This window comes from Neobacillus sp. DHD-1R (assembly GCF_057747995.1).
This window is the reverse complement of record NZ_CM173232.1, coordinates 1,216,686-1,240,293: the sequence shown is the minus strand read 5'-3', so window position 1 is coordinate 1,240,293 and position 23,608 is coordinate 1,216,686. Positions and strand designations below refer to the sequence as shown.

20 protein-coding genes and 1 riboswitch are annotated in these 23,608 nt (G+C 38.4%); of the genes, 7 read left to right on the top strand and 13 right to left on the bottom strand.

Annotated elements, in window-relative coordinates; all coding sequences use genetic code 11:
* Window positions 1-99: 99 nt before the first annotated feature.
* The 7 genes from AC3ANL_RS05820 to AC3ANL_RS05790 all read right to left on the bottom strand — a co-directional run bounded on the left by AC3ANL_RS05820 (window position 100) and on the right by AC3ANL_RS05790 (window position 7,103).
* Window positions 100-1,899, bottom strand: a complete 1,800-nt coding sequence (locus AC3ANL_RS05820; protein WP_488328311.1) for an ABC transporter ATP-binding protein — start codon at window positions 1,897-1,899, stop codon at window positions 100-102.
* Window positions 1,896-3,095 (bottom strand): nucleotidyltransferase domain-containing protein, encoded by a 1,200-nt coding sequence (locus AC3ANL_RS05815; RefSeq protein WP_488328310.1) that lies wholly within the window; start codon window positions 3,093-3,095, stop codon window positions 1,896-1,898. The genes AC3ANL_RS05820 and AC3ANL_RS05815 overlap by 4 nt, the downstream gene beginning before the upstream one ends.
* A complete protein-coding gene (locus tag AC3ANL_RS05810; RefSeq protein WP_488329668.1) occupies window positions 3,095-3,517 on the bottom strand; it encodes a lasso peptide biosynthesis B2 protein in 423 nt (140 codons plus the stop codon). Before AC3ANL_RS05810 ends, AC3ANL_RS05815 begins: the two co-directional genes overlap by 1 nt.
* A gap of 79 nt (window positions 3,518-3,596) precedes the next feature.
* Window positions 3,597-3,896: a lasso peptide biosynthesis PqqD family chaperone gene (locus tag AC3ANL_RS05805; protein WP_488329667.1), complete on the bottom strand. Its 300-nt coding sequence runs from the start codon at window positions 3,894-3,896 to the stop codon at window positions 3,597-3,599.
* A gap of 2 nt (window positions 3,897-3,898) precedes the next feature.
* The gene (locus AC3ANL_RS05800; protein WP_488328309.1) at window positions 3,899-4,831 is read right to left on the bottom strand and encodes an aldolase; all 933 of its coding nucleotides are present in this window, start codon (window positions 4,829-4,831) and stop codon (window positions 3,899-3,901) included.
* Between the two features lie 162 nt (window positions 4,832-4,993).
* Window positions 4,994-5,149, bottom strand: a complete 156-nt coding sequence (locus AC3ANL_RS05795; protein WP_488328308.1) for a paeninodin family lasso peptide — start codon at window positions 5,147-5,149, stop codon at window positions 4,994-4,996.
* A 4-nt stretch (window positions 5,150-5,153) separates the two neighbouring features.
* Window positions 5,154-7,103: an asparagine synthase-related protein gene (locus AC3ANL_RS05790; RefSeq protein ID WP_488328307.1), complete on the bottom strand. Its 1,950-nt coding sequence runs from the start codon at window positions 7,101-7,103 to the stop codon at window positions 5,154-5,156.
* Window positions 7,104-7,501: 398 nt separating this feature from the next.
* Window positions 7,502-7,615: riboswitch (SAM riboswitch) on the top strand.
* A 129-nt stretch (window positions 7,616-7,744) separates the two neighbouring features.
* Between AC3ANL_RS05790 and AC3ANL_RS05785 the strand changes: the two genes are divergently transcribed.
* From AC3ANL_RS05785 to AC3ANL_RS05755, 7 genes are all read left to right on the top strand, one after another.
* Window positions 7,745-8,857: a methionine biosynthesis PLP-dependent protein gene (locus tag AC3ANL_RS05785; protein WP_488328306.1), complete on the top strand. Its 1,113-nt coding sequence runs from the start codon at window positions 7,745-7,747 to the stop codon at window positions 8,855-8,857.
* Complete coding sequence (gene metC, locus AC3ANL_RS05780) at window positions 8,857-10,047, top strand: cystathionine beta-lyase (RefSeq protein WP_488328305.1); 1,191 nt, start codon at window positions 8,857-8,859, stop codon at window positions 10,045-10,047. Before AC3ANL_RS05785 ends, metC begins: the two co-directional genes overlap by 1 nt.
* Window positions 10,047-11,906 carry a bifunctional homocysteine S-methyltransferase/methylenetetrahydrofolate reductase gene (locus AC3ANL_RS05775; protein ID WP_488329666.1) on the top strand — a complete coding sequence of 620 codons (1,860 nt, stop codon included), beginning with the start codon at window positions 10,047-10,049 and terminating at the stop codon, window positions 11,904-11,906. Before metC ends, AC3ANL_RS05775 begins: the two co-directional genes overlap by 1 nt.
* A complete protein-coding gene (metH, locus tag AC3ANL_RS05770) occupies window positions 11,887-15,336 on the top strand; it encodes a methionine synthase (protein WP_488328304.1) in 3,450 nt (1,149 codons plus the stop codon). Before AC3ANL_RS05775 ends, metH begins: the two co-directional genes overlap by 20 nt.
* A 281-nt stretch (window positions 15,337-15,617) precedes the next feature.
* Window positions 15,618-16,031, top strand: a complete 414-nt coding sequence (locus AC3ANL_RS05765) for a MarR family winged helix-turn-helix transcriptional regulator (RefSeq protein ID WP_488328303.1) — start codon at window positions 15,618-15,620, stop codon at window positions 16,029-16,031.
* A 14-nt stretch (window positions 16,032-16,045) separates the two neighbouring features.
* Window positions 16,046-17,266, top strand: a complete 1,221-nt coding sequence (locus AC3ANL_RS05760; protein ID WP_488328302.1) for an MFS transporter — start codon at window positions 16,046-16,048, stop codon at window positions 17,264-17,266.
* Window positions 17,267-17,332: 66 nt separating this feature from the next.
* Window positions 17,333-17,536 carry a hypothetical protein gene (locus AC3ANL_RS05755; protein WP_488328301.1) on the top strand — a complete coding sequence of 68 codons (204 nt, stop codon included), beginning with the start codon at window positions 17,333-17,335 and terminating at the stop codon, window positions 17,534-17,536.
* Here AC3ANL_RS05755 and AC3ANL_RS05750 read toward each other — a convergent pair.
* The 6 genes from AC3ANL_RS05750 to AC3ANL_RS05725 all read right to left on the bottom strand — a co-directional run bounded on the left by AC3ANL_RS05750 (window position 17,526) and on the right by AC3ANL_RS05725 (window position 23,509).
* Window positions 17,526-17,987, bottom strand: a complete 462-nt coding sequence (locus AC3ANL_RS05750) for a hypothetical protein (RefSeq protein ID WP_488328300.1) — start codon at window positions 17,985-17,987, stop codon at window positions 17,526-17,528. The genes AC3ANL_RS05755 and AC3ANL_RS05750 overlap by 11 nt on opposite strands.
* Window positions 17,988-18,008: 21 nt before the next feature.
* Window positions 18,009-18,989 carry an ABC transporter ATP-binding protein gene (locus AC3ANL_RS05745; RefSeq protein ID WP_488328299.1) on the bottom strand — a complete coding sequence of 327 codons (981 nt, stop codon included), beginning with the start codon at window positions 18,987-18,989 and terminating at the stop codon, window positions 18,009-18,011.
* On the bottom strand, window positions 18,982-19,986 hold the full coding sequence (locus tag AC3ANL_RS05740) for an ABC transporter ATP-binding protein (protein WP_488328298.1): 1,005 nt from the start codon (window positions 19,984-19,986) through the stop codon (window positions 18,982-18,984). The genes AC3ANL_RS05745 and AC3ANL_RS05740 overlap by 8 nt, the downstream gene beginning before the upstream one ends.
* 17 nt (window positions 19,987-20,003) lie before the next feature.
* Window positions 20,004-20,858: an ABC transporter permease gene (locus AC3ANL_RS05735; RefSeq protein WP_488328297.1), complete on the bottom strand. Its 855-nt coding sequence runs from the start codon at window positions 20,856-20,858 to the stop codon at window positions 20,004-20,006.
* A 3-nt stretch (window positions 20,859-20,861) separates the two neighbouring features.
* Window positions 20,862-21,818, bottom strand: coding sequence for an ABC transporter permease (locus tag AC3ANL_RS05730; RefSeq protein ID WP_488328296.1), 957 nt, complete (start codon window positions 21,816-21,818; stop codon window positions 20,862-20,864).
* A 104-nt stretch (window positions 21,819-21,922) separates the two neighbouring features.
* On the bottom strand, window positions 21,923-23,509 hold the full coding sequence (locus AC3ANL_RS05725) for an ABC transporter substrate-binding protein (RefSeq protein ID WP_488328295.1): 1,587 nt from the start codon (window positions 23,507-23,509) through the stop codon (window positions 21,923-21,925).
* Between the last annotated feature and the right edge of the window lie 99 nt (window positions 23,510-23,608).

Genomic DNA, 23,608 nt, shown 5'->3' with positions numbered 1-23,608 from the left:
AATACTTAAAATTGATTTTACATTTTTTATTTTAGTTCATTATAAAGAACATGTCAATTTGTATTTTCTTAAAATAGTCTCATTTACTTATTAAAAATATTAAACACTAACTTCCAGTTGTTTTTTTAGCAACCGACTGAACATCCCTCTTTTCTCACTAGCAAGCTGGTTAAACTCCCCTTGTTGGATAACCTCACCTTGATCTAATACCACTACCTGATCTGCATTTCGAACGGTTGACAGGCGGTGTGCTATTACGATGATTGTCATCGATCCCTTAAGTCTTTCAAGTGCTTCTTGAATCTTAGATTCATTCTCTGTGTCTAATGCACTTGTTGCTTCATCTAAAATTAAAATAGATGGGTTGCGCAAAATGGCTCGTGCTAGAACAAGCCTTTGCCTTTCCCCCCCAGATAGCTTTATTCCCCGATCACCGATGAGGGTATCAAGTCCTTTAGGTAACTTTCTAACGAAATCAGCAGCCGCAGCAAATTCTAGTGCTTCCCAAATTTGTTTCTCATTAGCATTTTGATCAATAATTAATAAATTTTCTCGTAATGTAGCATTAAACAGAAACGGATCTTGTGGGACATAACTGATCGACCGTCTCAGTTCAAGTAAATTTTCATTTGATAATATTTTCCCATCAATTAAAACCTCACCCTTTTCAGGATTGTTAAGCCCCATTAATAAATCTATTAATGTGCTTTTACCAGCTCCAGATGGTCCAACTATGGCTGTCATTCGATTAGCGGGAAATTGCAAGTTAACCTTCTGTAATGCATATGCTTGCTCTGCTTTATTATATTTAAAATATGCATCTTTACATTCTAAACCTTGATTTATTATGATTGGTTTAACATTTTGAATCATTCTTTCATTTAATTCTTGGTACTCTTTACATTCCTTTTGCAGAGCAAGGAGACCTTTAAATGCGGGAACTACTGAACCTAACTGTTCCAATGATGATTGTATCCCAGTTATTCTTGGCCATAATCTAGAAAATATGATAAGAATTAGAAATAAAGAAGCAGATTGACCATTAAACATATTTATAGAAATAAATACAAAAATACCAATTAAACATGCAAATACTACCTTATAAATAAAGTTTGATTTTGTTTTTAAATCCACAGCTTCAACTACATTTTTCTCCATTTTTTCATTAAGATTTTTGAACCATGCAATGTGATGTTCCTCCAAATTGTTACTTTTAATATCTTTTATCCCATTGAAATGATCGGTTATTCCGGCCATATATGTTTGGGATAATTCAAGATTGACCAAACCTAATTTACTATTTTTTTTAATGAACTTTCTCGAGAAAAAAACAAGTAACAGACCAAAGGTAGTAACCAATATGGTCATCTTTACCGAAAAAAAACAAGCAATTCCTATTTGAATGAGTGTAAATATGATGGAAGATATAAAATTTAAAAAAAGATTTACACCTCCACTTACACGACCTGTTTCCGTAATCATTGAGTTAATAAGATCAGACTTTCGATTTTTCAGAAAAAAACCCCAATTAGCTAATAATATTGATTTATACGTTTCTTCTCTTAAATAACGAGCAAATCCTTGTTGAATTCTTGTATTCAAGATTGTTTGATTCCTTTGAAAATAACTTTGTCCTATCATTACCAATATGAATATACATAAGATTAATGAAAAACCAATCGTTTGCGAAGTACCTTGGAAAATGGACAGGAACTTATTATTTAAATAACTATCATCCATTTTTAGGTCAAGAATATTTGTAAAATTAATTAAAGGGACCAACAAAAAAATGCCTACGCCTTCAAATATGCTAATTAATATCATCGCAGAAAGGTTAATATAGAGGATTTTACCAGAATAAGAATGGATAAGTTTTACAAAATACATGGCTTCTTTCATTTCGGCTCCTCCAAGGATAGTTCTTGCTTCCTAGCTTTCCTCCATAAGCATAAAAAAGGTCTTAATATAAAATATAAAAAATGGAGTTTATATGGAAGTGGTAATGTAACCGTATCGATATGGTAGGGATATAAATAACTTAGTATAAACAATACCTTTTGCTGACCAGACATTAAATGAAATAAATGGCGGGCATGATAGGAAGAAACATCTTTTGGTAAAGGGTAATTATGTAGATTCACCATTTGTTTTATATAAAATATCGCAGCCTGAGCAAGTGATTTTGATCTTTTATTCGTAATAAACCAGTGCATTTCTTTAACTATCTGGGAATTTAACAGTTGTGAAGATAAAATAATGCTTTGTCCCACCACTTGGAAATTGCGGTGTTCTTTCACTAGAGAATGGATTTCTTGCCAGTCTATTCCCTGTCCGATCATTCGATGAATATCTACTAACCAACGCAGACGTGACCATCCGTGTCTTGCACCATGAGAAACAAGAAATAAAAATAAATCCTCCCTGCCTAAAAAAAAGATTGGACTGTTTGATAATAAGCTTTTTCTTTTGCGTTCCCATAATTCGTGGAAGCTGGGTTCCTTTCCAGGCCCTGGACTTAGTCTCCAATGAATTTCTACCTTAATATTTTTTGTTGTATGATGATATGTAACATGGTGATGTCTCCATTTCCAATCTTCTAATACACTCTGAATATAATCGTCTTTTACATAATTAATGGTTTCTAGCAGTTTATGCATGTTTTCTAATTCTTCAATTGGGATAAGTAAATCTAAATCCCCACACGTCCTTAGAGAAATATCACCATAGAATTCGTGACCAAGCATAGGCCCTTTTAAAAATATGGCTTTTAAACCATTCATATTAAATACTTTCGCTAATTCTTCCATTTCCCCACTCAGCTGGAGCATTTTGAAAATATTTTGCTTATATAATCCACCAACTGTTTGAATGACAAATTGTGGAATTAAATCATCAAAACGCTGAAGTTTAGAAGCTAATAATGGATACACCCGATGATGTATGGTTAAATTCAAAAACATTTTCCAATCTATATTGGTATATTCCTCTATTAAATACTTTTGAATGCAATCATCATCATCCCTTAACATCTCAAGTATAAGAATTAATTCTTTCGGAACATCCCGCAGGTCGAGATTGAATTTTTTCACTGTCATTACTCCTTATTTAATAAATACCTCGACTTTTTTGCAAATTTACTAACAACTACAAATTTCTTCATTTCTGCTGCACCCGTTAAATAAAGAGGACCACTTCTTAACCAGGCATGAGCAATCATTTCTCCCTTCTCATCTTTGGCAGTCCCCAAATAGATTGTACTATCAATTTGACGTCGTTCTAGCATTTTCATGCATGCTATAGCCTTTATCAAACATTGGCTTTCCCAAAAAGTATATTTACTCATAATATGGATTGCATGTGATACTTGTTTCAATATTTTTATTTTGACGGGATCTATTTCAAAAGATGTTTCGTCCATTCGAGAACCAAGAGTGGCGGAAACCCTGCTAAAAGGAAAGGCTTTTAACACGTGTGCCCATGCTAACAAAATATACGCTTCTATCAATAATTTTTTCATCTGAATATCTGAAGTGAAGAATAACCAAATTTTTCTCACTTTACATGAATCCTTCCTTACTATCTAAGTAATTATAATTCTATTGCTCTTTTTCAATCATAATTAATTTTTCATTTAATAACAGTTCTAGAAAGGGGATGACTTCTTTCTGGCATTCATCAAATTCCACATCAAACTCGTTAGTTAATTCTGAGATTAATTTATTAATAGAAATAGGAGTTTTTATACCTTTCCAAATATCTCCACCAATTAGACCCAAATTGTAGTATTTTCCGTTATCAATACTCATCATCACAGTTTCTCCATCCATATCACTAATGATATTTCCTGGACTTTGAACGATAGTCGTTTCTAAAGAGAGTTTATCTACACTTAGCATTTTCAATTTTCAATCTCCTCTTTTATACAGCTTAGAATTAGTGATGCCAACTCATCTGCTGTAAATGTATTTTTAGGTCTACTTATATGGTACATTTTAATATAGTTAATCATTTCCGTAGATTTTGTAAAATGCCAATTGGTTAGGCCAAGACTTTGAATAAGTAGATTCCTGTATGTATGAATTAATAGTGTCTGTAAACGAGTAAGACCTTCAATTTGGTTAAACTCTATTTCTTCCATTTCAGTTAAGGATAATTCAAATAATCCAGTTAGTGGTAGTGGGTTAGATATAAATTGGTCTTTAATAGGAATAGCAAACTTCGTTTCTCTTTGGTAAATTGGTCTGAATTCTTTGTTATCTAATCCGAACTCATCTAAGCTTTTCTGCCATAGTTTCTGTTGGGGATAGGATGGAATCACCATTGGTACATTACCTTTCGTAAAATAAACACCAATCACATCATCTGTAAGCAATTGATATCCTTTCTGTAGAAAGGCTGATGCCAAAGTAGACTTTCCGGCCCCGGAATCACCAATAATACCGTAAGCTTTTCCATTAATGGCAACGGCGCTCCCATGTAAAGGAAAGATTCCTCTTTGCATCAAGATAGCTCCCATACAACTTCCCAACAAATAAAGTCGTATGACATCTTCTTTATATTCATTTAGAGGTGATACAGTAATTCTTCTTCCCTCTTCAACAAGAAAAATAGCAGTATCTGAAACCTTAAACATAACTAAGTTTTCATTTATTATTAAAGTGTTTTGCGCATCAGATAATTCTAACCATAAATTTGATAAATCCTTTAATTCAATTTCTATATCTATAGAGTTCCTACCGTTATCAATCACTAATAATTCAGGGAAAGGGATTTTACTTCTCACTGAGAATCCAAAGGCCTTATAAATTACTTCATTCGCAACGCTCTCCATGGTATTCACTCCAATAAAATCCTTGATTTATAAAAAGCCCTTATATAATCTTCTATATATAAGGGCCTTTTTTAGGTCAAACAATACTGTCTAGAAGTAATTTTATATTAAAATTTCAAATAGACATGTCCTATACCATTACTACTTGCAAATATCTTCTTATTAACTTTTAGCGTCCATATGCTGACCAGTAACTGGATCTGTAGGGATTGTCTCACCATCGGCATAATGAGCATCATAAAAATTTCCAGCAGTATTGTGCATTGTCATTTTCACATCTAGCATTTCTAATTCTGGTTTTTTCCATTCTCTTTTCATTTAATCACCCCCTTTCAAAGTATTTTTTTAGTAACCGATACACTATTACAGCCCTCATTAAGATTCTATAGTCTGGGTTAGACATACTTTCTATTCTTGGACCTTTTTCACTTTTGGACAGTGCCGACCTTATTACACCTTCATCAAAGAATCTCATTGCATAGGATTCTTTTAAAAGTTCCTTAACTTCCTCAATGAGCATACTCCAATTTGGAATCATCCGATGAAGCCAATCTGCACCTTGAACACCTCTGACATATTGATTTAATCTAATTTGATTTGGCAGCACATTTTCTGTTGATCTTCGAATGAGCGCTCGGTCTACCCCATTTTGAACAAATTGATCCTCTGGTACAGAAAAACAAAAACGAGCTACTCGAATATCATTGGTAGGATCACGTTTCCAAAGTTTATATCGCAATGATAGTTTGGCATCAAGTGTACTCCCCGAATTCCACGTGGAGATATTTTCAAAGATAATTCTTCTTTGTTCATAAATATTTTGAGAGGCCAACCAGCCAGAGTTATCAATTCCATACTCCCTTAACTTTGAAAATACACCAGTCCTCTCGGCGAGGTCTGAGTTAATTAAAGTCGGAACATCTAATGATCTATTGATAGGTATCATTTGATTAATGAAAGGAAAGCTCTTTCTAATAATATAAGGAAGCAATCGAAATCTGGCTCCTCCGATATTCAGACTATATTGATGTAATTCTTGAATAAGACGCAGCCACTTTAACTTTTTTAATAGAATGGCATAATAATCTAGAGCTGAGCCCCATGATATAGTCGAATTACCTTTATCACCATTTAGTAAAATTCCAACACCTTTTTTGTGTGCTTCCTCAAAAATGCCCCTTAACCAGAATGAATTTTCAGTAAATTTGTAAGGCATTTCCATTACATCCAGATACTCATCGATTTCGGTATAAGAACTTCTCCCGTCAAAATCATAGTAATGGTCAGAAATTCCGCCTACATATTCAACCGTTTTCTTAATTAATGGTCTCTCGTCCGGCATTAATCGCTTATGAGTGAAATCTACGAAATCCATTGGTGGAATATAACTGAAAGTATGTAAGGTCTTATTTTCTTTTCGCAGTTCTTTTGCTGCAAACCCTACAATTGAGCCTGAATCTAACCCCCCGCTTAATTGGGAACCAACTTCTCGGTACGTTCGTAACCTACAGTTTACTGCCTTCTGAAAAACCTCTTGAAATGCCTCTACATATTCTTCGTTTGACTTTAATTTTATTTTTTCTTTAGGAGTAAATGTACCGTAGCGTTTTAGGTGAATTCCTTCTCCAACAATTGATATAGAATGAAATGGTGGTACTTGATCTATATTTTTAAACGGAGTCATCCGAGCATCCACCGTATCAATCATTCCAGTAATAGCTAAAAATTCAGCGATATAATTTTCGTTTAATTGCTTCTTAACATAGGGCAAGGATAATAATGATTCAATGGTTGTACAGAAGGTGAATCGTGAATTATTTTTGAAATAATATAGTGTTCTATATCCAGATGGATCTCTTGCACCAAAAAATTGTTGTTTCCTTTCGTCCCAAATCATAAAGGCAAAATCGCCGACTAGATACTTGGGAGAATCTTCTTCCCATTTATGATACGAAAGCAAGATAAGTTCACTATCAGTGATTTCTTTCCTTCTTTCCTTTTTCACTTGTAATCTTTCAAATAGTTCTTCACGATTATCGATAATTGCATCTGCCGTAATAGCTAACTTCCTTTCATAATCATAGTAGGGAAGTTTTTCACCTATAGACTCCGGGGTAATCCACTGTGCATGGCAGCCAAGAAAAACTTTGTCGTTATGCCAGGTTTGCACATCATCGGCCGGATATTTTTCTAATTCTTTCATAATCCGGTTTCCGTGCTCTAGATTGATTGGTTCATCGTTTAAATGATATATTCCGGCTATAGCACTCATCTTTTCCTCCTGCCAGGCTTAAAATTCCATATTACCTTTAACCATTAGATTAAATTGTTCACTAAAAAGAACAAATATGTCATACTTAACTAATAGAAATTTGGTTAAATCTTAATCTCCACCGATTTAACTAAATAACCCTATTTTAATTGCATTAATTTAATGAATTATATTACTAATTACCTATTTAATCCTCTTTGTTAGTTCTTTATCAAGAACACCTAATAAAGTTATAATAAAGCCTTAAACTATTAGTGTCAATATTTTTTCGTTTAATAATTCTGGAGTTTTTAAATATTGTTATTAAATTAGGTTCTACATTAAAATGAATTATATAAAAACAAATTGACATCATCACTAATTTGTAGTAAATTTTATAAATAATCTAAATAATTATTTTCTTATCAAGAGAGGTTGAGGGAAGGGCCCTGCGACACCTCAGCAACCTTCAATGTTTTTTCTCATTGAAAAGGTGCTAAGTCCTGCAAATTCACTAATTTGCAAGATAAGAAGAATGACAAATGTGCTGCCTACAAAAGTCTTCTTCTTATGAGAAGACTTTTTTTATTTATCAAAAAGCTTTATCACTCAATCGCGTTAATGTTAAACATAATAATCATTTATTACTAGGAGCGTGCCTTATGTACAAAATCGATACGAAACTTGCTCAAATCGGCAACCGCAGCGAAACAACAACTGGAACGGTGAATCCACCTATTTATTTTTCAACTGCCTTCCGCCATGAGGGAATTGGGCAATCAACAGGGTTTGACTATACCCGAACAGGAAATCCAACACGTCAGCTTCTTGAAAAAACAATTGCTGATTTAGAGGACGGCGATCAAGGCTTTGCCTGCAGTTCTGGGATGGCAGCCATCCTAACGATCCTCTCTTTATTTGAATCTGGTGATGAATGGATTGTAAGTGAAGATTTATATGGCGGCACCTACCGTCTATTAGAAAAGGGCTATAAAAAATGGGGCTTGAACACTCAATATGTTAATACCTGTTGTCCGGAAGAGATTGAAAAGAAAATTACGCCAAATACAAAGGCTATTTTCTTGGAGACACCAACCAATCCCCTCATGCAAGAATCAGATATTGCAGCTGTTTCAGAAATTGCCAAAAAACATGGGCTTTTATTAATAGTAGATAATACATTTTATACGCCACTATTACAGAAGCCAATTACCCTTGGCGCGGATATTGTCATCCACAGTGCAACGAAATACTTGGGGGGCCATAATGATGTTCTCGCCGGGCTGGTTGTTGCAAAAGGGAAGGAACTTTGTGAAGCATTGGCCTTTCACCATAACGGTGCCGGGGCAGTGCTTAGTCCGTTCGACTCTTGGTTATTAATGCGCGGAATGAAAACTTTATCGCTTCGAATGGACAGACATGAAAAAAATGCAAAAAAGATTGTTGAGTTCCTTTCTCAGCATGTAGCTGTATCAGATGTGCTTTATCCAGGCAGAGGTGGAATGGTGTCCTTCAGAGTACAAGAAGAATCATGGATTAATCCTTTCCTACAAGGCCTAAGACTCATTTGTTTTGCTGAAAGCCTTGGTGGTACGGAAAGCTTTATTACCTATCCAGCAACGCAGACCCATGCCGATATTCCTGTAGAGGTTCGGACCCAATCAGGTGTCGATAATTGTTTATTACGTTTTTCGGTTGGAATCGAAGATGCACAAGACATCATTGAAGATTTGCAACAGGCATTTGCCCATATTAAAGAAGGAGTGATCGCATAATGGCACACGATGAATATAGTTTTGAAACCCGGCTCCTTCATAATAAGCATAAAATTGATCCGACAACAGGAGCAGTGAGTGTACCGATTCAACACGCCTCCACCTTCCATCAAGCTGATTTTGATCAGTTTGGTAAATATGATTATGGCCGTAGTTTAAATCCAACACGGGAAGCTCTTGAAGATGTAATTGCAGAACTAGAGGGCGGTGTAAAAGGGTTTGCCTTTTCATCTGGGATGGCTGCTATTTCGACGGCCTTTCTGCTCCTTTCAGCTGGAGACCATATTGTGATAACAGAAGATGTCTATGGCGGGACGTTTCGGATGGTCACCCAAGTCCTTACTCGGTTAGGCATTCAGCATACGTTTGTCGATATGACGAATTTAGAGGAAGTCAAACAAGCGATTCAGCCAAATACAAAGGCGTTCTATGTGGAGACCCCATCGAATCCGTTAATGAAAGTAACGGATATTAGAGCGATTAGCAGGATCGCAAAAGAGGTTAACGCATTAACCTTTGTCGATAACACGTTCCTTACTCCATCCCACCAGAAGCCACTGGAATTAGGAGCAGATGTCGTGCTCCATAGCGCAACGAAATTTTTAGCAGGTCACAGTGATGTCGTAGCTGGACTAGCTGTGGTAAACAGCGAAGACTTAGCCAAAAGATTAGGCTTTTTGCAAAATGGCTTTGGCGCGATCTTAGGTGTGCAGGATGCATGGCTCGTGTTAAGAGGAATCAAGACGCTGCATGTTCGGTTAGAACAATCTCAACGGTCAGCTATCAAATTAGCGGAATTTTTAGAGGCACATCCACTCGTGGAAAAAGTTCATTATCCGGGGCTGGAAAGTCACCCTCAATATCAGCTGCAAAAAGAACAAGCAGCAGGTCCCGGTGCGGTCTTATCATTTGAATTGGCTAATGAAGATGCCCTTCGAACCTTTATTGCCAATGTAAAAATACCTGTATTTGCGGTTAGTCTAGGTGCAGTGGAATCTATTCTTTCCTACCCGGCAAAAATGTCTCATGCCGCAATGTCTCAAGAGGACAGAGATGAACGCGGGATTACAAATGGCCTTGTTCGCTTATCGGTTGGTCTCGAAAATCCAGAAGATTTAATCAAGGATTTTTCTCAAGCCCTTGAGCATGTTCGTGATACACACTTGGTCTTACATCAAGGAGAATCATGATGAGCCTTCTAGAAAAATTACAAAATCAAATTTTAATTGCCGATGGTGCAATGGGCACCCTTCTTTATTCTTTCGGAGTGGATTCATGCTCAGAGGAATTAAATTTATCACAGCCTGAGCAAATTCAAAATATTCATCATGCTTATATTGATGCAGGTGCCGATGTGATCCAAACCAATTCGTATGCGGCAAACTATTTAAAGCTGCAGCGATATGGATTAGAAGATTCGGTTAAGGAGATTAATAGTGCAGCCGTCCGTCTAGCAAAAAAGGCAGCACAAAATAATGCCTTTGTTCTTGGAACCATGGGTGGCAACCGTGGCATTAAAACGAGCTCCATTACGATCGAAGAAATAAAACGAAGCTTCCGAGAGCAATTATATTGCCTCCTTCTTGAGGGTGTGGATGGATTATTACTCGAAACCTTTTATGACTTGGAGGAACTCGAAACCATTCTGACCATTGCCAGAAAAGAAACGAATCTGCCAATTATTGCACAGGTATCCCTTCAGGAGCCTGGATTTTTACAGGATCGGACGCCGGTTAATGATGCCTTAAAAAGACTAGAAGGACTTGGTGCTGATGTGGTCGGTCTTAACTGCCGGCTCGGTCCCCACCATATGTTATTAGCATTGGATCAAATTGAATTGCCTGCACATGCTTTTCTATCTGCCTATCCAAATGCCAGTCTACCAACCTATACGGATGGCAAATTTCACTATGAGGGCGATGCGGATTATTTTAAAAAATCTGCTCAAAGCTTTCGACAAGAAGGGATCCGTTTACTGGGCGGCTGTTGTGGAACGACCCCAGCCCATATTAGAGCTTTTGCCTCAGAATTAAAGAATTCTGTCCCCATCACTGAGAAAGTTGTAAAATTAAAACCAAAGAAGATCGTCGTAGAGTCTTCTTCTCCTAAGAGAGAGTACACTCCCCTACAGGAGATCGTGAAGGAAAGACCATCAGTTATCGTGGAATTAGATCCACCTCGAAAGTTGGATACGACTAAATTTTTTGAAGGGGCGAAGGCGTTAAAAGAAGCTGGAATAGATTCTATCACTCTAGCGGATAATTCACTCGCTACTGTCCGAATTTCCAATGAATCAATCGGATATCTCCTAAAAAGCGAGTTAGGGATGCGGCCGCTTATTCATATTGCCTGCCGCGACCGTAATATTATCGGGCTGCAGTCTCATCTAATGGGCTTGCATACACTTGGAATGAATGATGTCCTTGCGATTACGGGAGACCCGGCAAGAGTAGGCGATTTTCCAGGTGCTTCTTCCGTTTACGATGTCTCATCATTTGAGCTCATTCAAATGATTAAGCAATTAAATGAAGGTCTATCTTTTTCCGGAAAGGACTTAGGTCAAAAAACGGCCTTTAGTATTGCCGCTGCCTTTAACCCGAATGTCCGCTCCGTTGAAAAAGCGGTAAAACGGCTGGAGAAGAAAATGGAATATGGTGCGGATTACTTTATTTCCCAGCCGGTATTTTCCGAAGAGAAGTTAATCGAAGTCTATGAAAATACAAAACATTTGGATGCACCGATTTATATTGGGTTAATGCCGCTAACGAGCAGTAAAAATGCAGAGTTTCTTCATAATGAAGTGCCAGGTATCAAAATAGCCGATTCGATACGGGAACAGATGGCCAGCTTAAATGATAATCCGCTTCTAGCCACCCGGTTAGGAATTGATATAACGAAGTCATTAATTGATGCTGCCTTAGATTTATTCAATGGGATTTATTTAATCACACCATTTTTACGCTATGAATTAACTACTGAACTGGCCATATATGCCAGACAGCGGGCTAGTGAAATTAGGGGGAACAGCTATGCCGAAAACACCATTTAGTGAACAACTTAAAAAGCGCATCCTTGTCATGGACGGAGCAATGGGTACCATGCTGCAGCGGGCCAATCTTTCTGCCGAGGATTTTGGCGGTGAGCTGTACGAAGGCTGTAATGAACATTTAAATTTAACGGCTCCTGCCGTTATTTCCAACATCCATCGGGAATATTTAGAGGCCGGTGCTGATATTATTGAAACGAATACTTTTGGGGCAACAAGTATTGTCCTTGATGAATATGAGCTCGGATTTAAAGCCTATGAAATAAATAAAATAGCCGGGATGCTTGCAGTTAGGGAAGCAATGAGGGTTTCCACCGAAGAGTGGCCTCGTTATGTTGCAGGCTCTATGGGTCCGACAACGAAAACATTAAGTGTCACCGGCGGAACTACGTTTGATGCCCTTTCTGCTTCATATGAAGAACAAGCAATCGGCTTGATTGACGGTGGCGTGGATCTGTTGCTGCTTGAAACGAGTCAAGATATGTTAAATGTTAAGGCCGGATTTGCAGGCATTCAAACAGCGTTTGAAAAGACGGGTAAAACGTTGCCGCTGTTTATTTCAGGAACGATTGAACCAATGGGCACCACACTTGCAGGTCAATCGATAGAATCGTTCTATATTTCGGTTGAGCATATGAATCCTGTGGCGGTAGGACTTAATTGTGCGACTGGACCAGAATTTATGCAGGATCATGTCCGCTCACTAGCTAATCTAGCTGGTACGGCTGTCAGTTGTTATCCGAATGCCGGCTTACCCGACGAAGAAGGCCATTACCATGAAACACCTGAAACATTAGCAAAAAAGCTTTCTGATTTCGCTGCCCATGGCTGGCTCAATATTGTTGGCGGCTGTTGTGGTACAACGCCTGACCATATTAAGGCCATTTCTGCTGCAATGAAAAATTTCCAGCCCCGGGAAGTAAAACATTCTCTTGTTCATATGGTTTCTGGGATTGAGCCGTTTATCTATGATGATCCAACGCTTCGTCCAATCATGGTCGGAGAACGGACCAACGTCATTGGTTCACGAAAATTTAAACGACTCATTACCGAAGGAAAATTTGAAGAGGCTGCTGAGATTGCTCGTGCACAGGTTAAAGGCGGTGCCCATGTCATCGATATTTGTCTAGCCGATCCAGATCGAGATGAGATTGTCGACATGGAAAACTTCATCCAAGAAGTCGTTAAAAAAGTAAAGGTACCCCTTGTCATTGATTCAACAGATGAAAAGGTCATTGAAAAGGCACTAAAATATTCCCAAGGTAAAGCAATTATTAATTCCATTAATCTAGAGGATGGCTTGGAGCGTTTTGAAGCGATTGTTCCGTTAATCCATCGCTATGGTGCGGCAGTCGTTGTCGGGACAATTGATGAAAAAGGCATGGGCGTTACAGCTGAGAAAAAACTTGAAATTGCGAAACGCTCTTATGATCTTTTAGTTAATAAATATCATCTTAATCCTCAGGACCTGATCTTTGACCCACTTGTGTTCCCTGTTGGTACTGGAGATGAACAATATATTGGCTCTGCTAAGGCTACAGTCGAGGGCATAAAATTAATTAAGGAACAGCTTCCGGAAACGCAAACCATCCTGGGAATCAGCAACGTTTCCTTCGGACTGCCGCCTGTGGGCCGGGAAATTTTAAACTCTGTTTTTCTTTATCACTGTACACAAGCCGGTCTTGATTATGCGATTGTGAATACGGAAAAACTAGAACGGTTTGCTTCCATTTCCAAGGAGGAGGTTCATTTAGCGGAACAGCTATTATTTGATACAACGGATGAGACGCTGGCGACGTTCACTGAATTTTACCGCGGTAAGAAAAAGGAACCAAAGGTAACCGTTCCAAATATGACTTTAGAAGAACGCCTTGCCTATTATGTGATTGAAGGAACAAAAGAAGGTTTGCTGCCAGATTTAGAAAAAGCACTTGAAACCTACCCTGCCCCACTGGAGATTATTAACGGTCCATTAATGGAAGGGATGAAAGAGGTTGGCCGCCTTTTCAATGACAATCAGTTAATTGTGGCGGAAGTTCTACAAAGTGCAGAGGTCATGAAAGCATCTGTTTCCTTTTTAGAGCCACATATGGAAAAAGGTGATGTTTCTGCTTCAAAGGGAAAAGTTATTTTAGCAACAGTAAAAGGCGATGTCCATGATATCGGAAAAAATCTCGTGGATATTATTCTTAGCAATAATGGCTATCAAGTTATCGACCTAGGAATTAAAGTGAACCCGACTGATTTAGTTCAGGCCATTCAACGAGAAAAACCAGACATGGTCGGATTATCCGGCTTATTGGTGAAATCAGCTCAACAAATGGTTTTAACTGCTCAGGATATGAAGGATGCAGGAATCTCCATCCCTATCTTAGTTGGGGGTGCAGCATTATCTCGCAAGTTTACCGATACGAAAATCGCCAAGGAATATGACGGCCTCGTTCTTTATGCCAAAGATGCGATGAATGGTCTTTCGATTGCCAATCAGTTAAATTCGGAAGAAGAAGTTCAGAAGCTATTAGCTCATAAGCAAGAAAAATTAGCAGCGATCGATGTACCAAGAGAGTTTGAGCGCCGGTCAACTGGAGCAGTTGCGGTAAAACCGAAGCCAGCGGTTTCCACTCAAGTTCCTGTTTTTACACCGATGGATACCAAACGGCATATTTTAAAGACCTACTCCCTTTCCCATATTGAACCGTATATCAATATGCAAATGTTGATTGGCCACCATCTTGGGGTTAAAGGAAAAATTGCCAAGTTATTGGCTGAGAAGGACGAAAAAGCGGTAAAAGTCAAAGAAGTGGTCGACCAATTACTTGCTGATGCAAGTGTACACAATTGGATCACGCCTGCCGCCGTTTATCAATTTTTCCCAGCACAATCTGATGGAAATAAGGTCATTATCTTTAGTCCGGAAAATCCTGATCAAGTGATTGAAACCTTTGACTTCCCGCGACAAGACTCAGCCCCATATCTATGCTTGGCAGATTTTATTAAAACCGTTGACAGCGGCGTTAAGGATTATGTTGGCTTCTTTACAGTTACGGCCGGCAGAGGGATTCGTGAAAAAGCTGACCAATTTAAAGCAGAGGGACGCTTTTTGGAAAGCCATGCGCTTCAATCATTGGCACTGGAAACGGCGGAAGGCTTTGCCGAATTAATTCACCGCCAAATGCGCGATCGCTGGGGCTTCCCTGATCCGCTTGATTTTAGCATGCAGGACCGTTTTGCCGCCCATTATCAAGGACAGCGTTTTTCGTTCGGCTACCCAGCATGTCCTGAATTAGAGGATCAGAAAAAGCTGTTTAAATTAATCCAACCGGAGGAAATCGGCATCCAGTTAACAGAGGGATGCATGATGGAACCTGAAGCATCGGTATCGGCGATTGTGTTCGCCCATCCAGAGGCTAGGTATTTTAATGTGTTGAGATAAGATTGTGATTCCGCGGAATGTGTATTCCGCGGACTTTTTTATGGAGATGGTTCGGCGGACTGTTGGATTGGATTCCGCGCCATTTTGAATTAATCCCGCCGATTTTGCGATTATTCCCGCCTGTTTTGAGCGGAATCCCGCCGAAATCCTGATTAATTCCGCGGTCTTTCCCATTATTCCCGCCAAACCTAGAATCCCCCCCCAATAGGAAACAATTATTGACAATTTTTCCTGTAACCATTATAGTTACCTAGGTAACTATTAAAGATATGGAGCATATTATGATAAGCCACGATTTATTTCATACTCTTCATCAGCTTTCTCGCCATCTCACCAACAAACTCAACCTAGCTCTGAAACCTTATGGATTATATAGTGCTCAATGGGCCGTCATCTTTGTTCTTAAAAATAAAGGTTCGCTTACTCAGAGGGATCTTTGTGATTACCTGTTTGTTGAAGCCCCGCCTATGACGCGAACCATTCAACGACTGGTTAAACAAGGCCTTGTTATTCAAGTTCCAGGGATAGACAAACGGGAAAAGCATGTGCAACTAACAGAGCTTGCATTGGTGGAATTCTCAAATTGGGAAAGAATCGTCAATTCTTTAAATCAAGATTTACTGAAAGACGTTCCTGAGGAATCACAGGAATTACTGTTAAAACTGCAGAAGAGCTGGTTACAGCAAATTTTATAATAGGAGTGCATTATATGAACAAAAGCAAAACAAAACTATGGACAAAGGATTTTATCAGTATTTCCTTTAGTAATTTCTTTTTATTTTTATCATTTTATATCTTACTGGTTACACTGCCATCCTATGCACTCGATGAATTACATACTAGTTCTTCCGTTGCTGGGCTGATGACAACCGTATACTTGCTTTCTGCCATTGTTTCCCGTCCGCTTGCTGGCCAATGGCTTGAACGTGCAGGGAATAGGAAAGTGCTGCTAACTGCTCTTATCCTTTTCGCAGGTGCTTCTCTCTTGTATTTCTTTCCTAAAACAATAACTGGTTTTCTAGTGATCCGCCTTTTACACGGGATTGGTTTTGGTATGGCCACAACAGCCGTCGGTACAATTGTAGCTGATTTAATTCCATCCTCACGGAGAGGGGAAGGTATGGGCTATTTTGTATTGTCCACTAATATGGCAATGGTAATTGGTCCATTTATTGGATTGCTAGCCTTGCAGCAATGGGGTTCACAGATTTTGTTTATCGTAAGTGTAATTGTAGCCGTTGGTTCGTTGGTTACCGGACTTAGTGTCAAACAGCCTAAAATGGAACAGCCCTCTAAGATTGAGGTACTTTCATCTTTTTCATTCGGCAGCCTGTTTGAAGCCAGTGCGGTTCCTATCTCGATAGTCGGAAGCTTCCTAGCGATTGTGTATTCCGCGCTTCTCTCATTTGTATCCATCTACGCTAGTGAGATTCATTTAGCCAACATTGCTAGTTTGTTTTTTGTCTTCTATGCCATTATTTTATTGGCTTCAAGACCATTTACAGGAAAGTGGCTTGATCAGTATGGACCCAACGTGATTACCTTTCCATGCATTGCACTGTTTGCCATCGGAATGTTTATCTTAAGCCAAAGTAATGGGGCATTTACGTTCCTGCTATCGGCCGGAATGATTGGATTAGGATGGGGAACACTTTTTCCGACCTTCCAAACGATTGCCATTCAAGATGCCGAACCTAGAAGACGTGGAGTGGCTACTGCCACCTTTTTATCCATCTATGATACCGGTATTGCTCTAGGGTCTTTTATCGTTGGTATCATCGCGGTGAAAATGGATTATAGTACATTATATTTCTTTTGTTCTTTCTATATTTTAATGGGTGCGGTTCTATATTATTTCCTTCATACAAAGAAGCGCAATTCTTCTATAAATGTAGAAACTCAACAACAATCAAGAATGCAAGAAGTTTAAAATTAACTAACGAAAGCTCCTCCACTGGTATATAATGGAGTGAAACCATATGGAGGAGTGATTTTGATGGCGAAATCCAAAGCCAAGAAGCTTAGAGAAAAACTCGTGCGTGAGGGGAAAATGAATCCGGAAGTAAAGCGAAGCACGTTTACTTTAACCGACATGCGCACGAGAATGACAAAGACGAAGAAGGAACAATTATATCAATTTAAACACAAGAACCATCAGTCCCATGACGGAAATGATGGTTCTTTTTATTTTATATGTTGAAAACTGGTTTATGAGTGAGTTCGATTTTAACGGTCTGTATCTCATCGGAGTTGTGTTGTTCCTGTAAAACTATCGTCCAATTTTTTGAAATAACACTCCGTAATGTTTCAAGATTATCGTTAGTGATGGTAACTTGGTCAAGAAATACACCGGTGTCGACGAAATCCTCGCCTTCTTTCATCCCGAATTTTATAGACAATAAGGATTTTAGGGCCCCTTTTGTTAAAAATGTTATTTCATATTCACCCTTAAGTGCTTTTTGGCATTTCTCTTTGTTTAAATGGAAATAGTCGATTAATGTTTTCCAGGTCGGGATACCTTCACCCATACCATCGAGTAATTCTTCATTTCCCTGATTCAAAAGTTCAATGATTGTTAGGTTAGTTAATCCTTGGGCTTTGAGCATTTCAAGCATGAGGGCATAATTTAACGCTAATTTAACCTTTTCCACAATAATGGGCAACCCCTTTCTTTAATACAGATGGCAGGCAACAAGGTGGTCTTCATCTACTTCCTTTAATTGTGGGTCCACTTCAGCACAAATAGCTTTAGCAAATGGGCATCTTGATCGAAACCGGCAGCCTTTTTCCATCTCAATCGGGCTCGGAAGCTCTCCGGTTATGATTTCCCGTTTACTACTTTGCGCCTTAATTGGATCCGGAATAGGTATGGCAGATAGCAATGCTTGTGTATAAGGGTGCAATGGTTTTTCGTATAATACATCACTTTTGGAAATTTCCACCATTTTCCCAAGATACATAACACCAATCCGGTCAGAAATATGGCGGACCATGGATAAATCATGAGCAACAAATAAATAGGTAAGATTCAGATCACGCTGTAGGTCCTCTAACATATTAATAACTTGTGCTTGTATTGATACATCAAGAGCAGAAATAGCCTCGTCACATATTATGAATTCCGGATTAGTTGACAGAGCTCGAGCAATTCCTATTCTCTGCCGTTGACCACCACTAAATTCGTGTGGGAATTTTTCCAGATCGTCTTTCTGTAAGCCTACTTTTTCAAGAATGTCTATGATGATTTTTTTTCGCTCACCTTTTGCTAATACTGTATGAATTTCTAACGGTTCATCGATAATTTCTTCCACCGTCATATATGGGTTAAGTGAAGAGTAGGGATCTTGAAAAATCATTTGGATTCTTTTACGGTAAGGTTGCAGCTCTTTATTGGTTAAATTAGCAATGTCATTACCATCAAAGTGGATTTCTCCCGCGGTTGGATCGTACAATCGATTAAGTGTTCGTCCTAATGTTGATTTACCGCACCCAGACTCTCCTACAAGACCGAATGTCTCCCCCTTATAAATATGAAATGATACATCATCGACAGCTTTTACAACCTGATTTCCTTTTTTAAACATCGATGTTTTTATCGGGAAGTATTTTTTTAAATTTTTTACATCAACGAGTTTTTCACGTCTTTCAGTCATCTCGTTTTTCCCCTTCCCCTGCTAAAAAGCACATGCATTTATGCGTGGATGAAAAGTTTTTGTATTCCGGTATCTCCGTAAAACATTTATCTACAGCAAGATCACAGCGATCGGCAAATGGGCAGCCTACTGCCATATTCTTTAGCGACGGTGCGGATCCTTTTATTGGCTTTAATCTTGTTTTTTCCCCATCTACTCTTGGAATTGAGTTCAGTAATGCTTTTGTATATGGATGTTTTGGAGAATAGAAGATTTCATCGGCCAGCCCCTCTTCCATGACCATGCCAGCATACATAACTAAAATGCGGCTGCAAATGGTTGCCACAACACCAAGGTCATGTGTAATTAAGACAACGGACATATCATTTTCTGCTTGCAATTTCTTTAATAAGTCAAGAATCTGTGCCTGGATTGTTACATCAAGTGCTGTTGTGGGTTCATCTGCAATTAAAAGTTTCGGCTTACAAGCCAATGCCATCGCTATCAGCACCCTTTGTCTCATCCCGCCGCTAAATTCGTGTGGATACTGGTCCACTCTTGTTTCAGGTGAGGGAATACCTACCATTCTCAGAAGCTCAATAGCCTCCTGCTTGGCTTCCTTCTTTTTCATGCCTCTTACTCTTACTAACAACTCAACAAGATGGTCACCAGCTTTTTTCAAAGGATTAAGGGCAGTCATCGGATCCTGAAAAATCATGGCAATTTCTCGGCCTCTTATCGCTCTTTTTTCCTTATTTGATAAACCTTCAATATGCTTTCCGTCTAAAACAATCTCACCAGCGTCCACTTTTGCATTTGATGGGATAATCCCAAGAATTGATTTAACCATGACACTTTTTCCGCTTCCTGATTCACCGACAATGCCAAGAATTTCACCTTTTTTAATGGTAAAGTCAATTCCCCGAACTGCTTCCAGTTTGGATTTACCATCGTAAAAGGCAGTACGGAGGTTTTTTACTTCTAGTAAATTCTTTGTTTCTTCGCTATTGTACGCCATTAAATTCAACCTCCTCTTTATTTCCCGCTTGTCTTTGGTTCGACGATGGCTCTAAGGATATCACCCAATTTATTAAAAGAAAAAACAGTTAGTACAATGAGAAGTCCAGGCAATACCGCCATATACGGGGCATTTCCTAAATTACCTTGGGCATTCTGAAGCATACTTCCCCATGAGGATAATGGCTGTTGTATCCCAAGACCAAGAAAACTTAATGCCGACTCCATTAAAATAGCATTAGCGATACTAACAGTCGATGCCACAATAAACGTAGGAATAACGGCTGGAATAATATGCTTCCAAATAATTTTTCGCATTGATTGTCCGGAAGACTTTGCATATAAGACATATTCTCTCTCTTTTATTGACAGTGTCTCTGCACGGACCATTCTTGCCGTACTCATCCATGTAAAAAGTCCAATTACTATAATAATAGCTTTTAAACCAGGAGTAAGGTAAATACTTACTACTGTTACAAGTATCATCCATGGGATCGAAGAAATAATATCGACCACTCTCATTAGAAAGTTATCAATACGCCCCCCGAAATATCCACTTACAGTGCCAACCAATACACCAATACTGGTGGAAATCAGCATGGCTAAAATTCCAACCGTTAACGAAACTCGTCCCCCATATAAAGCTCTGGTTAAATAATCGCGGCCGAGCTCATCTGTTCCAAATAAGTGCTTTGAACTTGGTCCTTGCAGGACATTCAAAACATCCACCTTGTTAGGCGGAAAAGGCGATAAAAAGGCAAAGATGGATAATAAAATAATGAGAACAAGGTATAGTAAGGCGAAAGTTGCCGTTTTGTTACGTTTAAGTTCTGATTTTAGCTTTGTTATTTTTCTATTTTTATCCCCGGCCAACGTTTATTCCCCCATTCCCTTTATTCGTGGGTCTACGATGCTGTACAAAATATCCGAGGCTAAATTGCCAAGAATGACAAGACTAGAGGATAACAGCATGATCGCCATAACAACTGGGTAATCAAACCCTTGAATGGCCTTCACAAAATAGGTTCCAATTCCTGGCCAGCCAAAAACAGTCTCTGTCACTACTGCTCCAGTGACCAACATCGGTAAGCTCATTCCCACAATTGTGATAACCGGAAGTAGAACATTTCGTAAAACATGTTTAAAGAGAATAGCAGTTGACGCAGAACCATAGGCTTGTTGGACCATGACATAATCTTCTGAAAGCTGCCCGATCGTGGACGATCGAACATAGCGAACAAGCTCTGGCATAAAGGAAAGAGTTAATACTGTACATGGCAGGACAAAATGGCTTAGAAGATCAGCAAACGAACCTTCACTGCCAATCGTATACATTCCAAGAATCGGAAAAAGATCTAGTTTGTGTCCAAAAATAAATACTAGAATCATAGCCATCCAAAAGCTAGGAATCGCTATCCCAAATGAACTAAGTCCATCAATTATTTTATCTGCCAGTTTGCCTTTACGGGCACCAGCGACAAGACCAAGAATAATGGACAAAACTAAAGCTATCAAATAGGCGGGCAAAACTAATAAAATAGTATTTGGAATTCTTGCCGAAAGATCCTTGGTAATACTTTCGTGCGTCACAATGGAGTAACCCCATTCACCGTTCAGGATTCCCTTCACCCAATAAAAATACTGCATATATGCAGGTTGATCTAAACCGTATCTAGCTTTAATTAGTTCAACCGTTTTATCCGTCATATTCGGTGTAGTCATTGCATCGACTGCATCATATGGAGCCAGTTGAATGAGTCCAAAACAAATGATCGAAATAATGACGAGCATGGGGATGGCCTGCAAAATCCTTTTAAACATATACTTTAACAAGATGGATACCACTCCTTATGTTTCCCGCTCAATTTCTTCTTCCATTAATAAATAAAGATAAACAGCTGAACTGTTTATCTTTATCTACTCATACTTCTTTTGTTTTAATAAGACAGTTTAGACATATCTTCAAACGTATAAACTGGCACTAAGCCTGCTTCGTCGATGCCTTTGATTCTTGAATCGATTGCAAGGATTCGTTTGTTTTCTACTAGAGGATAGAAAGCAGCATCTTCGATAATGAGTTTTTGAATTTCTTCATAAATCGCTTTACGCTTTGCATCATCTTTCTCTACACGGCCTTGGTTAAATAATTCATCAACTTTTGGATTACTGTAATGCATATAGTTGGCATTGCCATTTGTCACAAATAATGAATTAAATGTATCAGGGTCAATTCCCATAATGTAACCGCCAAGATACATATCAAAATCTGTATGAACACTTTGCATCTTTTGAGTTAAGGCTGTGCCATCCATGCCAACAAGCTCAACATTAATGCCTGCAGCTTTTAGGTTTTGTTGAATAACTGCAGCCTGCTTTTGCTGAATTGGGTTATTTGCAATAAAAGCAAGTTTTAATTTCAAATTTGAAGCTCCTGCACTAGCTAGAAGTTCTTTTGACTTTTTGGTATTGAATTTATGCTTTTCTACATTATCTGTATAATAAGTAGCTTTTCTAGGTAAGAACGAATAAGCTGGTTCCGCAAATTCACTTGAAACATAGCTTGCTGTATTGATTTCGTCACGATTCATTGCATAGGCAACGGCCTCGCGAACTTCTTTTGATTGAACTGCTTTTGAGCTCAAATTAAAGGCTAAATATCCGACTCTTCCTTCATCATAAGGCTGAAGGGAAACAGTCTTGCTATCCTTAAATTTACTTGTTTCAGAAGGCTGAATGGCGAACGCATTAATTTCACCTTTTTGTAAAGCTAATGTTGCCGTATTGGCATCCATAATGATTCGGTAAACCACTTTAGAAATCTTCGGTGCCCCTAAGAAGTAATCGTCATTCTTTTCAAACGTAACACTTTCTCCAGCTTTATACTCTTTGAACTTATATGGTCCAGTACCAACTGGCGTAGCGTTTTTCGGGCTATTGGCAATATTGGTTTCACCTTCGTAAATATGTTTTGGCATGATGAAGATGTTTCCTAATGCTTCAAATGCACCCATACTTACTTCTGGTAAAGTAAATTTAACTGTATAATCATCTACCTTTTCTACCTTAACAGGTTGATTGTTAAAAATAAGCTGACTTTGAGCCCAACCGCCATTTTCTTCTTTTAGCATTTCATTATAAGTAAATACAACATCATCTGCTGTAAAGGGCTGACCATCATGCCACTTAACATCTTTTCTTAATTTAGCTGTATACGATAAAAAATCTTCAGATGGTGTCATGCTTTCAGCTAAGAAGTACTCGACATTGTCTTTTCCGTTATACATATATAATGGAGAATATAGGGCTTTAATCTCCATCAATCCATAACGGTCACCTGTAGTGATAACATTTACCGCATTTCCTGGATCCCCATCAATACCATAAATAAATGTATCTGGTTTATTAGTCGTTTCACTCTTATCTTTCGAACTTGAATTATCCTTGGAATTAGAAGAGCAGCCGGCAAGTACAAGTAATGCACTTAATACCATGGCAACAAGGATGTTTACTTTTTTCCGAGTCATTGTTTTTCCCCCTATTTTTCTACTTTATGTTCTAAACAACAGAATAGTAGATATGTATTTTAATTCCTACTAATCTTATATGCTTTCACCTAGGATATT

What these genes read in the sequence shown, in the direction of transcription:
- metC (WP_488328305.1), top strand. Translation starts at nt 8,857, where the DNA reads ATGGCACACGATGAATATAGTTTTGAAACCCGGCTCCTTCATAATAAG.
- AC3ANL_RS05740 (WP_488328298.1), bottom strand. Translation starts at nt 19,986, where the DNA reads ATGGCGTACAATAGCGAAGAAACAAAGAATTTACTAGAAGTAAAAAAC.
- AC3ANL_RS05805 (WP_488329667.1), bottom strand. Translation starts at nt 3,896, where the DNA reads ATGCTAAGTGTAGATAAACTCTCTTTAGAAACGACTATCGTTCAAAGT.
- AC3ANL_RS05790 (WP_488328307.1), bottom strand. Translation starts at nt 7,103, where the DNA reads ATGAGTGCTATAGCCGGAATATATCATTTAAACGATGAACCAATCAAT.
- AC3ANL_RS05775 (WP_488329666.1), top strand. Translation starts at nt 10,047, where the DNA reads ATGAGCCTTCTAGAAAAATTACAAAATCAAATTTTAATTGCCGATGGT.
- AC3ANL_RS05760 (WP_488328302.1), top strand. Translation starts at nt 16,046, where the DNA reads ATGAACAAAAGCAAAACAAAACTATGGACAAAGGATTTTATCAGTATT.
- AC3ANL_RS05820 (WP_488328311.1), bottom strand. Translation starts at nt 1,899, where the DNA reads ATGAAAGAAGCCATGTATTTTGTAAAACTTATCCATTCTTATTCTGGT.
- AC3ANL_RS05800 (WP_488328309.1), bottom strand. Translation starts at nt 4,831, where the DNA reads ATGGAGAGCGTTGCGAATGAAGTAATTTATAAGGCCTTTGGATTCTCA.
- AC3ANL_RS05755 (WP_488328301.1), top strand. Translation starts at nt 17,333, where the DNA reads ATGGCGAAATCCAAAGCCAAGAAGCTTAGAGAAAAACTCGTGCGTGAG.
- metH (WP_488328304.1), top strand. Translation starts at nt 11,887, where the DNA reads ATGCCGAAAACACCATTTAGTGAACAACTTAAAAAGCGCATCCTTGTC.
- AC3ANL_RS05810 (WP_488329668.1), bottom strand. Translation starts at nt 3,517, where the DNA reads ATGAAAAAATTATTGATAGAAGCGTATATTTTGTTAGCATGGGCACAC.
- AC3ANL_RS05795 (WP_488328308.1), bottom strand. Translation starts at nt 5,149, where the DNA reads ATGAAAAGAGAATGGAAAAAACCAGAATTAGAAATGCTAGATGTGAAA.
- AC3ANL_RS05815 (WP_488328310.1), bottom strand. Translation starts at nt 3,095, where the DNA reads ATGACAGTGAAAAAATTCAATCTCGACCTGCGGGATGTTCCGAAAGAA.
- AC3ANL_RS05765 (WP_488328303.1), top strand. Translation starts at nt 15,618, where the DNA reads ATGATAAGCCACGATTTATTTCATACTCTTCATCAGCTTTCTCGCCAT.
- AC3ANL_RS05785 (WP_488328306.1), top strand. Translation starts at nt 7,745, where the DNA reads ATGTACAAAATCGATACGAAACTTGCTCAAATCGGCAACCGCAGCGAA.
- AC3ANL_RS05745 (WP_488328299.1), bottom strand. Translation starts at nt 18,989, where the DNA reads ATGACTGAAAGACGTGAAAAACTCGTTGATGTAAAAAATTTAAAAAAA.
- AC3ANL_RS05725 (WP_488328295.1), bottom strand. Translation starts at nt 23,509, where the DNA reads ATGACTCGGAAAAAAGTAAACATCCTTGTTGCCATGGTATTAAGTGCA.